At 49.5% G+C, this 13,182-nt stretch carries 11 protein-coding genes; 3 read left to right on the top strand and 8 right to left on the bottom strand.

The genetic code is table 11. The features are described 5' to 3' along the window. The first annotated feature begins 64 nt into the window (after window positions 1-64). Window positions 65-982 (top strand): ArsR/SmtB family transcription factor, encoded by a 918-nt coding sequence (locus E6W40_RS02150; RefSeq protein ID WP_136603969.1) that lies wholly within the window; start codon window positions 65-67, stop codon window positions 980-982. A 121-nt stretch (window positions 983-1,103) separates the two neighbouring features. Here E6W40_RS02150 and E6W40_RS02145 read toward each other — a convergent pair whose 3' ends face one another. The 5 genes from E6W40_RS02145 to araA all read right to left on the bottom strand — a co-directional run bounded on the left by E6W40_RS02145 (window position 1,104) and on the right by araA (window position 7,506). Then, the gene (locus E6W40_RS02145) at window positions 1,104-2,231 is read right to left on the bottom strand and encodes a sn-glycerol-1-phosphate dehydrogenase (protein WP_136606790.1); all 1,128 of its coding nucleotides are present in this window, start codon (window positions 2,229-2,231) and stop codon (window positions 1,104-1,106) included. A 70-nt stretch (window positions 2,232-2,301) separates the two neighbouring features. Next, window positions 2,302-3,972, bottom strand: a complete 1,671-nt coding sequence (locus E6W40_RS02140; protein ID WP_136603968.1) for a ribulokinase — start codon at window positions 3,970-3,972, stop codon at window positions 2,302-2,304. Window positions 3,973-4,027: 55 nt separating this feature from the next. Beyond that, window positions 4,028-4,723 (bottom strand): L-ribulose-5-phosphate 4-epimerase, encoded by a 696-nt coding sequence (araD, locus tag E6W40_RS02135; RefSeq protein WP_136606789.1) that lies wholly within the window; start codon window positions 4,721-4,723, stop codon window positions 4,028-4,030. A 77-nt stretch (window positions 4,724-4,800) separates the two neighbouring features. Next, complete coding sequence (locus tag E6W40_RS02130; RefSeq protein WP_425464931.1) at window positions 4,801-5,895, bottom strand: GntR family transcriptional regulator; 1,095 nt, start codon at window positions 5,893-5,895, stop codon at window positions 4,801-4,803. 120 nt (window positions 5,896-6,015) lie between these two features. Then, window positions 6,016-7,506: an L-arabinose isomerase gene (gene araA / locus E6W40_RS02125; protein WP_136603966.1), complete on the bottom strand. Its 1,491-nt coding sequence runs from the start codon at window positions 7,504-7,506 to the stop codon at window positions 6,016-6,018. A gap of 257 nt (window positions 7,507-7,763) precedes the next feature. On the opposite strand from araA, the gene E6W40_RS02120 reads away from it, so the two are divergent. Next, entirely contained in the window at window positions 7,764-8,492 is a 729-nt protein-coding gene (locus tag E6W40_RS02120; RefSeq protein ID WP_246072810.1) for a YwaF family protein, read from the top strand. Between the two features lie 147 nt (window positions 8,493-8,639). Then, window positions 8,640-9,560: a cysteine synthase A gene (gene cysK / locus E6W40_RS02115; RefSeq protein ID WP_136603964.1), complete on the top strand. Its 921-nt coding sequence runs from the start codon at window positions 8,640-8,642 to the stop codon at window positions 9,558-9,560. 119 nt (window positions 9,561-9,679) lie between these two features. Here the strand turns inward: cysK and E6W40_RS02110 are convergent, their stop codons facing one another. The 3 genes from E6W40_RS02110 to E6W40_RS02100 are packed head-to-tail and all read right to left on the bottom strand — an operon-like array spanning window position 9,680 to window position 13,112. Next, entirely contained in the window at window positions 9,680-11,287 is a 1,608-nt protein-coding gene (locus E6W40_RS02110) for an extracellular solute-binding protein (protein ID WP_136603963.1), read from the bottom strand. 42 nt (window positions 11,288-11,329) lie between these two features. Further along, the gene (locus tag E6W40_RS02105; RefSeq protein ID WP_136603962.1) at window positions 11,330-12,241 is read right to left on the bottom strand and encodes a carbohydrate ABC transporter permease; all 912 of its coding nucleotides are present in this window, start codon (window positions 12,239-12,241) and stop codon (window positions 11,330-11,332) included. A 16-nt stretch (window positions 12,242-12,257) separates the two neighbouring features. Beyond that, on the bottom strand, window positions 12,258-13,112 hold the full coding sequence (locus E6W40_RS02100) for an ABC transporter permease (protein ID WP_342774705.1): 855 nt from the start codon (window positions 13,110-13,112) through the stop codon (window positions 12,258-12,260). Between the last annotated feature and the right edge of the window lie 70 nt (window positions 13,113-13,182).

The following is a 13,182-nucleotide window of genomic DNA, read 5'->3' as shown; positions in this document are numbered from 1 at the left end:
ATAATTATCTAAAATAAATGAATGCAATTTTATCCATTACCTACCGGAAGAGGGTTTCGTTTATATGATCTACATCAAGGATTTGATGAGCGGTATTGATATTTTTAAAGCATTGAGCTCTGAAATCAGAATCCAGATCCTCGAATTGCTTGCCAAAAACCAGACTCTCAACCTGAATGACCTTGCGGGTAAGCTTAATTTGAGCAATGGAGCCATTACGATGCATGTCAAAAAGCTTGAGGAAAGCGGGCTCATTGAAATCAACACCAGTGTTGGCAAACATGGTATTCAGAAGATATGCTACCTTAATAAAGACAAGCTGATGGTGGACCTGCGCAGCAAAGATGTGAAGAATTTATATGAAGTAGAGATCCAGGTAGGACATTATAGCAACTATCAAGCATTGCCTACATGCGGCTTGGCGACCAAAGACAGCATTGTAGGAGATTTTGATGATCCCCGCTATTTTGCTGATCCGCAGCGGATCGATGCCGAAATCATATGGTTGACGGAAGGGTTTCTGGAATACCGGATCCCCAACTATCTGAAGCCTAACCAGACATTCCGGGAGATTCAGTTCTCGATGGAACTGGGCTCTGAGGCTCCCGGCTTCTGTGACAATTACCCGTCGGATATTTACTTCTATATCAACGGGATTGAGATCGGCATATGGACCAGTCCCGGAGACTTCGGGGATGCACGCGGCACCTTCAATCCGGACTGGTGGCCGCCTCATCTTAACCAGTACGGTATGCTGAAGCTGATCCGGATCAATCATGAAGGCAGCTTTATCGATGGCTGCCGGATTTCGGATGTTACCCTGGACCAGATCAATCTTGACTATAAAAGCGAATTGACCTTCCGCATCGCCGTTACGGAGAAGCCCGAGAATAAAAGAGGCTTGACCATCTTCGGCAAAAACTTTGGCAATTACGGCCAGGATTTGTTGGCGCGTGTGCTTTATGACGTGAAGGAAGGTTAATCAAGCCGCAACACGGCAAACGCCAGCTATCGAATAGGGACCTGAAGTATGCGGTTTATGCTTCAGGTCCTTTGTTGATTTTCTTGGACTGCTGACTCTATATAGATAACAGCCTCCTGAACTAAGCTTCATTTAATGCGCGCAGCATCGTACGGCGTTCGCGCACATGATGTGCTTCCCGCAGACTTCGTTCTAACAACGCATTGTCAATTCCGAGCTCTGCCTTGCTTACAGGACCACCAGCACGCTGGAGCAGCGAGCGGATCTCTCCTTCTGAAGGCACCTCTTTCAGCCATTCCCGTATGATTGCCCCATGCTGGCGCAGGGCTTCTGGCTCTTGACCCGGATAGAACCCGCGATCAACCGCATTATGGTAAAGGCGTGATATTTCAGCGCAGGCGACGCCTACCTTGGCACCATGCAGCAGCGCCCGGCTGCCTCTGCGCAAATATTCCATCTCCCAATAATGGGATACATGATGCTCTGCACCCGAAGCCGGATGGGACTGCCCAAAGATCAGCATGGCAATTCCGGATTCGATGAGAGCTGTCATGAGAATACGAATTCCTTCCTCTGTCCGTTCTCCGATATCATCCACATGCTCCACACATGAACGAAGCGCTTTTTCCGTCATCACTGCCGACGGTTCATGATAAGGCTCATCTGCTGTAAGATGAGAGAACTTCCAATCAAATAGCGAGGTATATTTGCCGAGCATATCCCCGAATCCCGCAGCGACCAGCTTCTGTGGAGCTTTAACCAAAATATCCAGATCTGCGAAAATTGCCACAGGTGCTGATGCCAGAAATGTCTTCTTGACGCCGCGAATAATCAGCGGAGCTCCTTTTGAAGTAAAACCATCTACCGACGGGGCTGTAGGTATTGAAATAAAAGGCTTGCCCGTCTTATAGCATGCAAAGCGGACGATATCATGAATGGTGCCTGAACCCACAGCAATAACGGCGTCTGTCTTTTCAGGATCAACCTCGATCAGCAGCTGCAGGAGCGATTGTTCATCTGCAACGACATCTCTCGCAGCTCCCGGATCAATGATACACAAGCTGGTCCTTCGGATCGTCTTCCGCAGTTCCTGCTCCAGCTGCTTGCCCGCAGCCTCGTATGTGTTTGCATCGGCCGTAATAATCACTTGCTGATACCCTTTTTCCTCCAGATACGCAGCCGATTTCTTGATGGCGCCCTTTTCCAGTACTATTTGATCCAGACCCTGTGTCTCCATGCCCTTGTTCATGCTTATCCCTCCCACGAACTGTTCACCAGCAATGAGGCCCCATTCCTGCGAAATAATCGGTGTTTCATCTTTATTCAACGGACTTTTTAATGCTCTTCAGCCGTTTCATTACGTCATTTTCACCGCGGCCAAAATAATCATGGAGAAGGTTGTACTCCCGATAAAGACGATCATAAACCTCAACATTTTCCGGAATCGGCTTAAATGTCTCATCCTTCACCCTTGCCATGTTCTCAGCTGCTGCAATGACCGTGTCATTGCCACCCGCAGCCTCACCGGCCGCCACAGCTGCAAAGATCGCCGCCCCCAGCGCAGGCGTCTGTTTGGAATCCGCAACGAAAATCTCACGGTTGGTCACATCGGCATAAATTTGCATTAGGAGTTTATTTTTCTGCGGCAATCCTCCGCATGCGTACAGGGCATCGACATGAACGCCGCTCGAATGGAAGGCATCCACAATTTTGCGCGTGCCAAAAGCCGTTGCCTCCAGCAATGTCCGGTAAATCTCCTGGGGTTTCGTCAGCAGCGTCATGCCCAGCATCAAGCCTGTCAAATCCGTGTCAACGAGTACGGAACGGTTGCCGTTCCACCAATCGAGCGCCAGAAGACCGGTCTGTCCCGGTTTATAAAGTGCTGCTTCCTTCTCCAGCCACGCATGAACTCCCAGCCCCTCGCTTTCTGCCGCTTCCTTCACATAGGCCGGAAGCGCTTCCTCAACATACCATTCAAAAATATCTCCTACCGCTGATTGCCCCGCCTCATAGCCGAATAATCCAGGTATAATGCCATCTTCTACGACTCCGCACATACCTTCAACCTGCTTCTCTTCCGTACCGAGCAGCATATGACAGATCGATGTTCCCATCGCCATCACCAGCTTTCCGGGTGTAACGACTCCTACGGCAGGAACTGCGGCATGGGCATCGACGTTGCCTACCGCTACAGCTATGCCAGGTTTCAGCCCCATCATCGCCGCCATCGGCTCCGTCAACCCACCGGCATTTGTTCCGAGAGGAATGACATCCCCGCGAAGCTTGGTCTCTGTCAGGTGCTCCAGCCGCGGATCAAGCGCCTTGAAATATTCATTGTGGGGATACCCTTCCTGCTTATGCCAGATCGCTTTATAACCAGCGGTGCAGCTGTTGCGGACGATTCTGCCCGTCATTTGCGAAATAACCCAATCCGTCGCCTCCAGGAACAGATCCGTCTGCTCATAAATCTCCGGTGCCTCATCCAGAATCTGCCACACCTTGGCGATCATCCACTCCGATGAGATTTTGCCTCCGTATCTGGGAAGGAAGGCTTCGCCGCGCTGCGCGGCAATCCGGTTAATTTTATCCGCTTCCGGCTGTGCCGCATGATGTTTCCACAGCTTCACCCAGCTGTGGGGATGATCCTGAAGCTCCGGTTTCAGGCATAGCGGCTCCCCCTTCGCATCCACAGGCAGCATGGTGCAGGCTGTAAAATCAATGCCGATCCCGATAATGTCTTCCGGATCGATTCCCGATTCCCTGACGACGGCAGGCACCGAGCTTCTCAGCACCTCCAAATAGTCATCCGGATGCTGAAGTGCCCAGTCATGTGCAAGCTTCTTCCCCGATCCCGGCAGACGTTCATCCATCACATGATGCGGGTAAGCGGTAACGTGGTCGGCCACTTCCTGACCGTTTGACAGCTCAACCAAGACGGCACGTCCGGACTGCGTTCCGTAATCCACTCCGATGGTATACTTTTTGCCCATATGAATCCCTCCAGATCGCAAACGAGTTATGATTGCTGACTATGATTATCGATTATCATTTCTGTCCATAATACGCATTCACTCCATGCTTCCGCAGGAAGTGACGGTCCAGCAGCGTTTGGTCCATCGGCTGACAGTCCGGATTCAGCTGCAGCATCCGTGCGGTTATTTTGGCAACCTCCTCCAATACTACAGCATTATGGACCGCATTATGTGCATCGTTTCCCCAGACAAAAGGCGCGTGGGCATGCACAAGTACGCCCGGAACCTGGCCCGGATCAAGCCCCAGCTCCTGGAACCGCTCCACAATGACATTGCCGGTCTCCAGCTCGTAAGCGCCCTCAATTTCTACTTTGGTCATTGGACGCGTCACCGGGATTTCCCCATAAAAATAATCCGCATGCGTGGTCCCCGAAGCCGGTAGCGCGCGCCCCGCTTGTGCCCAGCTTGTTCCCCATGGCGAATGGGTGTGTACAATCCCCCCGATATCCGGAAATGACCGGTATAAAACCATATGCGTAGGCGTATCGGAGGATGGACGCAGATCCCCTTCAACAACGCTGCCTTCCAGATCAACAACCACCATGTCCAGCGCTTGTAAATCCTCGTAAGGTACACCGCTTGGCTTAATGACGAACAATCCGCTTTCCCGGTCAATGCCACTTACATTTCCCCATGTAAAGGTAACGAGTCCGTGTTTAGGCAGAGCCAAATTGGCCTCCAGCACCTGCTGTTTTAATGCTTCCAGCATCACAGCCACTTCCTTCCCTCTTCGATTGTACGTACAAGTTATCGTATAAGAGTCCGCATCCGGCAGACTCTGTTCACTTACCCTTTATTTATCTTCGCCACTGAATCCCGTTCGATCAGCTCAGGCTCATAAACCATGTCTTCTGCCTGCTCTCCCTGCTCAATCATGGCTATAAGCCTGCTTGCGGCGGTCTGTCCCATCACCGTTTTGGGATGCGTCAGCGTTGTCAGCTTGGTACCCGAAGCGGATGCCAGACTGGAGTCATCAAAACCGATGACTGATACATCCTCAGGAACTTGAAGTCCGCTTGCAGCAACAGCTTCCATCAGCATCACGGCAAGCTCGTCGTTATAACATACGAACGCCGTTGGACGCTTCTCTCCTTCAGCGAGCATCTGAAGAGCCTGCTGATAAGGGAAATCCGACTTCTGCTCAGTCGTGTATGTAACGACTCGTTTGGGAGAAGCACTGATTCCAGCCGCTTTATGTGCTGCCAGGAAACCCTTCAGCCGATTTACGCCCTGAAGATCATCACGTTTGAAAAAACCTGCGATCTGCGTATGGCCTTGCTCGAGCAAATACTGCGCTGCTTTATAGCCCCCGGCTTCATCATCCACCTTAAGACAAGCGCATTCCAGTTCCCGGTACTTTTCGTTGATCATCAGATAAGGAATGCCTTTTTCTTGAAGCTCCAGAAAGTATGCCAGATTCGGATTGCCTTCAGCACTCTTTGTCGGCTCAATGATCAGTCCGCTAAGCGGCTGACTCGTCATCAGCTGAAGGCTCTCCATCTCTTTCTCCTTATTGTTATCCGTACTGGACAGGAGGAGTCTGTAGCCTTGGCTGCGCAGCTCTGCTTCTGCTCCCCGCACGATATGCGGAAAAATGTAATCCGATATATAGGTTGTAATAATGCCAATCGTCTTCACCTGCTCGCCTTCGCGGCGTTCAGGACTCCGGGCAAAGGTTCCCTTCCCCTGAATCCGCTCAAGCCAGCCCTCCTTCTCCAGCTCTCCAAAGGTCTGGCGGACCGTCTGGCGGCTCATGCCGAACTGCTCTGCGATTTCGTTCTCCGAAGGCACCTGTTGTCCGCGCTGGAGCTTTCCCGATTCAAGCCAGGACAGCAGTTCATTTTTTAATTGAATATATTTAGGAATTCGTCTGTTATTCATCATTCACCTCAGCGAAACGCTCTAGATTAAAACCTTGCCGGATCTTGCAAACAGCCGATATCGGAAGGCTTTTCTTATTATGGTTATTGTATCATAGGCTGGGCGAATACAGACAAGCAGTTACGATCGTAAGCGGTAAGCCGCATCGCTCCACAGAAGCTCGTTTTTGAAGCGTTGAACCGATGTATTCTTATCGATAATGACGGCTTCGATTCCGGCCATTTCGGCAAAGTCAGCCAGATTCTCGGCAGTAATCGCATAAGACAGAACCGTATGATGTGCTCCACCTGCCATAATCCATGCCTCTGCTGATTCACGCAAGGAGGGCTGGGGTTTCCATAGCACACGCGCTACCGGCAGCTTAGGCATCGGCTTTTCGATCTTCACGCCGTCGACCACATTCACAAGCAGGCGGAAACGGTGTCCCAAATCGACGAGGGATGCGTTCACAGCCGGGCCATCCTGACCATCAAATACAATACGGGCCGGATCTTCCTTGTCACCGATGCTAAGCGGATGAACCTCGACAGATGGACGTGTAGCCGCTATTGTCGGACATACCTCCAGCATATGTGCGCCAAGAATCATATGATTCCCCGGTTCAAAGTGGTAGGTGTAGTCTTCCATGAACGACGTGCTCTTATTGTCCGCCAGCACCTTCAGTACACGGGTCAGCGCCGCTATCTTCCAGTCTCCCTCTCCGCCAAAGCCATAACCGGCTTCCATCAAACGCTGTACTGCAAGTCCCGGAAGCTGCTTCAATCCATGGAGATCCTCGAAGGTGGTCGTAAAAGCACCGAAGCCGCCCTCCTCCAGGAAACGTCTCATCGCAATTTCAATACGGGCCTGATACGCTATTGCGTTCCGCACGGGTCCGTCGTTGAGCCCTGCCTTCGTGATGCTGTACTGCTCCGCGTATTCATTCAGAAGCGCCCTCACTTCATGATCGCTGACTTCATTTAATACCTGCACAAGATCCCCTACGCCATAACCGTTTACCGACCATCCGAGCTTGATTTGTGCTTCGACTTTGTCACCATCCGTTACCGCTACTTCACGCATGTTATCGCCAAAACGTGCCACTTTCAGGCGGCGGCTCTCGGCATATGCTGCTGCCGTACGCATCCAACCGGCAATGCCTTCCCGCACTTCACGATCCTCCCAGTGTCCAACGACTATTTTACGGGCGATCCCCAAGCGTGCGCCGATATGGCCATATTCTCTGTCACCGTGTGCAGACTGGTTCAGATTCATAAAATCCATGTCCATGGTCTCCCACGGTATATCCCGGTTAAATTGCGTATGAAAATGAAGCAGCGGCTTCTGCAGCTGCGACAGCCCTGCGATCCACATTTTTGCAGGAGAGAAGGTATGCATCCACGTCATAATTCCTGCACAGGTCTCATCGCTGTTCGCCTGAACGATCAAATTGTATATTTCATCCGGCGTGGTCACAATCGGCTTGAATACGACCGGATAGTTGAACAAAGGATCCTGATCGAGCTGCTCTGCGATAATCCGGGAATGCTCGGCTACCTGGTCCAGCGTCTCTGGTCCATATAGATGCTGACTGCCTGTTACAAACCAAAATGAGTGCGGTTTCAAATTCATCTTGTTAGCGCCTCCCAAAGTTATGTGTATGTCATCATCACCTTGTACATACATATTCTATTTATTTTATAATATTAATTAATGGTACGTACAAGTTGTATGGCTACATTTTATTCCTGGCTTTTCAAAAATGCAAGCAAAAATTTGGAATCAACAATGAAATCAGTTTGCAGAACCGGCCGTTCAAATACTTCGCCTTGCGTTCATCCATGATATGGATATCATGGTAATATAAATATCTTTCAGGAGGCATGACCATGAGCAATCCGTTTGTCCTGTTCTCTTCTCCCCATCTGCTCGCACTCCTGCTGCTCGTTGTTACTTCGCTTCTGCTCTATGCATTCAGGCACCGACTCCAACGCAGCCCCCGGAACAAAAAGATTCTCCGCTATACGCTGGCCGCTATTCTCGCAGGCTCCGAAGCCGTTCTCGATATCTGGAATATCACTGAAGGTACGTGGAGCCCCAAATACACATTACCTCTAGAGCTCTGCAGTCTGACGCTGCTGCTATCCATCATTATGCTTCTGTCAAAGAGCCGCCTGCTGTATGAAATTCTGTTCTTCGCCGGTATTGGCGGAGCTTTGCAGGCACTGATTACGCCTAATCTCGGTTATCCCTTTCCGCATATCCGTTTCTATCAGTTTTTCGCCGCCCATATTTTGATCATTCTAGCATCCCTCTATATGACCTGGATCGAAAATTACAGGCCGACATGGAAGTCCATCGGATTGACCATGATTTTCTTGAATGTCGCAGCTCTTTTAGTGGGTATTACAGATTACTATGTAGGCGCAAACTATATGTTCCTGATGCATAAGCCTTCAACGGCATCCATACTGGACTGGCTTGGCCCCTACCCCGTTTATTTGTTAGCAGAAGAAGGCATTGCCCTATTGATATTTACGATCATGCTGCTCCTGTTTTTTGTTATTCCGGAAAAAATATCCCGAACGGGTAAATCTCGCGATCATTCCGCGATATAAAGACATGGTTTTATAGGCTGTTAGCATCAAAATGAATAAGTCTGAGAAACTCTTCTTTAATTGTGCATTCGACTTGGAAGAACTATAATAAACGGAGAAGTCTATCGGTTTAGTGTGATATAACATCATAAAGGAGCGCTATTAACCATGACACAACCCAAAGTAGTACAAAATATAACTGAGCTAATTGGCCATACCCCTGTCGTCCGGCTTCACCGCCTGGTTGGTGCAGAAGATGCCGAGGTATACGTAAAGCTCGAATACTATAACCCAAGCGGAAGCGTGAAGGACCGCGCTGCCTTCAATCTGATAGAACAGGCAGAGAAAGACGGACTGCTCGCGCCCGGCTCCACGATCATTGAGCCTACCAGCGGCAATACCGGGATCGGTCTGGCCATGAATGCTGCGGCTAAGGGTTACCGCGCCATCATGATTATGCCTGATAATATGACGAAGGAACGGATCAATATTCTCAAGGCTTATGGCGCAGAGGTTGTGCTGACTCCTGCCGCCGAGCGCATGCCGGGAGCCATCCGCAAGGCTGAAGAGCTGAGCAGGGAGATTCCTAACAGCTTCATTCCGCAGCAGTTTGAAAATAAGGCCAATCCAGACATTCACCGCCGCACCACGGCACTGGAAATTATCGAGCAGATGGAAGGGCGGCTGGATGCCTTCGTTGCCACGGCAGGAACTGGCGGTACCATCACCGGTACCGGTGAAGTCTTGAAGGAGCGGATTCCCGGCATCGGCATCTATGTCGCGGAGCCCAAAGGCTCGCCAGTGTTGTCTGGCGGCCAGCCGGGACCCCATAAGCTGGTGGGTACAAGCCCGGGCTTTATCCCTGCCATTCTGAATACCGATGTGTATGATGAGATTTTTCAGGTAACCGATGAAAATGCCATTGAAACAACGCGGAGACTTGCGAGAGAAGGCATTCTGGTAGGTCCCTCCGCCGGCGCTGCCGTATGGACTGCTCTGCAGGTGGCCCGGCGTCTTGGTCCCGGTAAGCGGGTGCTATGCATCGCACCGGATACGGGTGAACGTTATTTAAGCATGGGAATTTTTTAAAACAAGTAAAAACCGCATCAGCCAAAAACGATTACCCGTTTTTGGCTGATGCGGTAACTCTAAATTATGATCTGATTGTAATCCCCTTACCTCTCCATAAAACCGGAAACTCCATCCCCCTATTTGACGCTATTATAGCGATCGTAAGCATCCGTACGGATTTTCACCAGCTTTTCAAGTCCCATTTCATTCAGCTTCTTAACATAAGCATCCCATTGCTCGTCAATGCCGCCTTTCGTGACCCACTGGGCACGGTTTGTTCTTACATAGGTGTCGATATCTGTTGTAAGCGTCGGCAGCTCCTGGAATTCTTCCGATGTATACATGACATTCGGGAATGGTGTTGTCACATATTCTTTGCCCAGTTTATCAATTTCAAGCTTCAATCCGTCTCCGTTGGCAGGATCCAGAACGATATTCTTTTCAAAGCTTGGATTTACATACTTCGGACCAAAGTCACGGAGGGAGCTATCCCAATACCAGGCGTCCGCACTGGTACCTGCTGGCGGATTCATAAGTGTGAAGGTACCGTCGTCATTCTTTTTAATTACCGTATCCATCGCGCCCCAGAAGTTCTGAATGCTGGCTTCATTGGTATAGAATTGATCTGCCCATCTGGCTACTACCTCTGGATTCTTGCAGGAAGTCGTAATAAGCAGCTCGTTACGTCTATAGCTGAGTCCATTCGGGTCACCCACTTGATAACGCTTTCCATCCGGCCCGGCAATGGTCGGGATCGTCACGTATTGATCTTTCCATTTGCCGAATACAGCATCAGGCGTCCACTGATTCGTGAATCCAACCAGCGCGACATCCGGATTTTGCTGTTTTGCAGTCAGCATGGTGTTATCTTGGGTGAACAGCTCTTGATCAATCAAACCCTCCGAATACAATTTATGAACCCATTTGATCGCTTCTTTATACTCGTTAGAGGTAGGAAAATAAACCGGTTTTCCGTCCTTGACCATCATGCTGGTTGCGTTCAGATCCGTAATTCCGAAAGGAGCCAGCAGATCTACGCTGATATCTTGTGAACCGCTGAAGGGGATTTCATCCTTTTTCCCGTTACCGTTCGGATCATTGTCCTTGAAAGCTTTGAAAACGTTGTAGAGATCATCGATCGTTTCAGGAACCTTCAGCCCCAATTTATCAAGCCAGGCTTTATTGATTACCGGCTGATTCTGCGTCACCGGCCGGGACGGCAGTCTTGCCGGCAGCGAATACATTTTTCCATCAGGGAATGTGCTCAGCTTCTTCAGCTCCGGTGATTCCGATATGGCAGCCTTAAGGTTCGGCATGTACTCATCAATATAATCATCCAATGGACGGAAAGAACTGAGGTTATTTACGATATCCGAGTCGGAGAACGCAATATCACCAAGCACAACATCGGGCATCGTACCGCTCGCGAGCATGATGGATTTCTGCTCAGCCCAGTCATTGGAAGACATGACCTGCCAGTTGATCTTCACATTCGTATCCTTTTCCAGATTTTGAAGCCATGTATTTTTTGTAAAGGTATCGCCCATGTTGCCCCAGCGGACGGTTAATACATTCAATGTAATCGGTTCTTTTACGATAGGAAGGCCCGTTTTGTTAAAAGATGAATCCGAATCGGCGGATGATTTACTTGCGTCTTTACTTCCGCTGCATGCGGTCATTCCAACCAGAAGTGTCGAAATAACGCCAAGCGTAATCAAAAATCTGGCTATCCTTTTTTTACCCATTCCAGAAATCCCCCTAATATTCATTAAATTATAACCGGTTATTTATTCCTTGACCGCTCCGATCATCACCCCCTGGTTAAAATACTTCTGCACAAATGGATAGACACACATAATCGGTATCGTGGACACGATAATGACGGAATAACGCATCATGTTGGCAAGCCGTAATGCAATATTGGCCGCTTCGCCGCTCCCTAGGCTGGACTGCATCTGGTTGGTGATGAGGATATTCCGCAGAATTAACTGCAGAGGATACAGATTCGGATTTTTCAAATAGATCAAGGCGTTAAAATAGGAATTCCAGTACCCGACAGCGATCCATAAACCAAGTACCGCGATGATCGCCTTGGAGAGCGGCAGAACAACGAGGGCATAATACCGGAGGTTACCGCATCCGTCGATCTGCGCCGCTTCCCACAGATCACCCGGGATACTCGACTGGAAGAAGGTTCTCGCCACAATGATGTCATAAACCACAACCGAAAACGGAAGCACCATAACCAAAAACGTATTGTACATATGGAAATCGCGGATGGTCAGGAACGTCGGAATCAATCCGCCGCTGAAGAACATCGTAAAGATAAAAAACAGGGAAATGAACTTGCGCCCAACCAGGTCTTTTCTTGACAGCGCGTAGGCTGCCGATATGTTGACGACCAAGCCGATCGCTGTGCCTGCAACCGTGTACAGAATCGTATTTCTGTATCCGATCCATATATTTTCATGCTTGAGCAGTTCCTTATAACCGTCGAATGTAAAGCCTTTAGGTAACAGCCATACCTGTCCATTGCCAACGGCCGAAGGGTCACTGAAGGACGCGATGATGATGAAATACAGCGGATAAATAAGAATGAGCAGTAAAAATACAGCAAAGATATAGAGCAAAACCTCCATGACGCGGTCGGAAGACCGGTTGTTTACTTTCCCCGCTGCGGTGCTCGCTATCACTTCCATAAGATCCCCTCCCCCGCTACCATAGACTGTTGTCGCTGAGCTTTTTCGAAATTTGATTCACTACAATCAACAATACAAAATTAATCAGCGTATTGAAGAGGTTAATCGCCGATGAGAAGCTGTACTGGCTGCTGAGCAGGCCGATTTTGTACACATAAGTGGAGATCACTTCGCTTGATGAAATGTTGAGATTGTTCTGCATCAAGTATACTTTTTCAAAGCCTACGCCCAGCAGTCCGCCCATACGGAGAATGAACAAGGTTACCGCCGTGGGCACAAGCATCGGAATATCGATATAACGTATTTTCTGCCACCGGCTCGCACCATCGACCGTCGCTGCTTCATACAAGCTCGGGTCAACCGCGGATAATCCGGCGATAAAAATGATACTGTCCCATCCGGCATGCTGCCACACATCCGACCATACATAGACACTGCTGAAAAGACTGGCGGAACCCATCAGGTTTGGGGCTTCTCCGCCAAATAGCCGGTAGATGTTACCGATCAATCCATTGCCTGGTGAAAACAGGATCAGCATCAATCCCACCATAACAACCGTAGAAATAAAATGCGGCATGTAGGTTACCGTCTGAAATACCCGTTTGAACCGGTTCACCCGCATTTGATTCACCATCAGTGCAAGTATAATCGGGATCGGGAAGGTGACGATGCTGTATAGACTGATAATCAGCGTATTTTTGATCGTTACTGAAAATTGATACGAATGAAAGAACTTTTCAAAGTACTTCAGTCCTGCCCAGGGGCTTCCCGTTATACCAAGTGCGGGACTATAATCTTTAAACGCAATCACAACACCGTACATCGGCTTGTAGGAAAATAATAGCAGCAGTACGACCGCCGGCAGCAGCAGCACATATAGTCCCCAGTTTCTTCCGATCCGCCCGAACGTACGCTGGATTGTGCTGCTGGATGAATTCAAC

Source organism: Paenibacillus dokdonensis (genome assembly GCF_004916975.1).
Classification (GTDB): Bacteria; Bacillota; Bacilli; order Paenibacillales; family Paenibacillaceae; genus Paenibacillus_AQ; species Paenibacillus_AQ dokdonensis.
Note: the sequence above shows the minus strand (reverse complement) of the source record. Positions and strands in the feature narration are given on the sequence as shown.

Coding starts and splice junctions, on each gene's coding strand:
- E6W40_RS02110 (WP_136603963.1), bottom strand. CDS start 11,287: ATGGGTAAAAAAAGGATAGCCAGATTTTTGATTACGCTTGGCGTTATT.
- E6W40_RS02120 (WP_246072810.1), top strand. CDS start 7,764: ATGAGCAATCCGTTTGTCCTGTTCTCTTCTCCCCATCTGCTCGCACTC.
- araD (WP_136606789.1), bottom strand. CDS start 4,723: ATGCTGGAAGCATTAAAACAGCAGGTGCTGGAGGCCAATTTGGCTCTG.
- E6W40_RS02130 (WP_425464931.1), bottom strand. CDS start 5,895: ATGAATAACAGACGAATTCCTAAATATATTCAATTAAAAAATGAACTG.
- E6W40_RS02145 (WP_136606790.1), bottom strand. CDS start 2,231: ATGAACAAGGGCATGGAGACACAGGGTCTGGATCAAATAGTACTGGAA.
- cysK (WP_136603964.1), top strand. CDS start 8,640: ATGACACAACCCAAAGTAGTACAAAATATAACTGAGCTAATTGGCCAT.
- E6W40_RS02105 (WP_136603962.1), bottom strand. CDS start 12,241: ATGGAAGTGATAGCGAGCACCGCAGCGGGGAAAGTAAACAACCGGTCT.
- E6W40_RS02150 (WP_136603969.1), top strand. CDS start 65: ATGATCTACATCAAGGATTTGATGAGCGGTATTGATATTTTTAAAGCA.
- araA (WP_136603966.1), bottom strand. CDS start 7,506: ATGAATTTGAAACCGCACTCATTTTGGTTTGTAACAGGCAGTCAGCAT.
- E6W40_RS02140 (WP_136603968.1), bottom strand. CDS start 3,972: ATGGGCAAAAAGTATACCATCGGAGTGGATTACGGAACGCAGTCCGGA.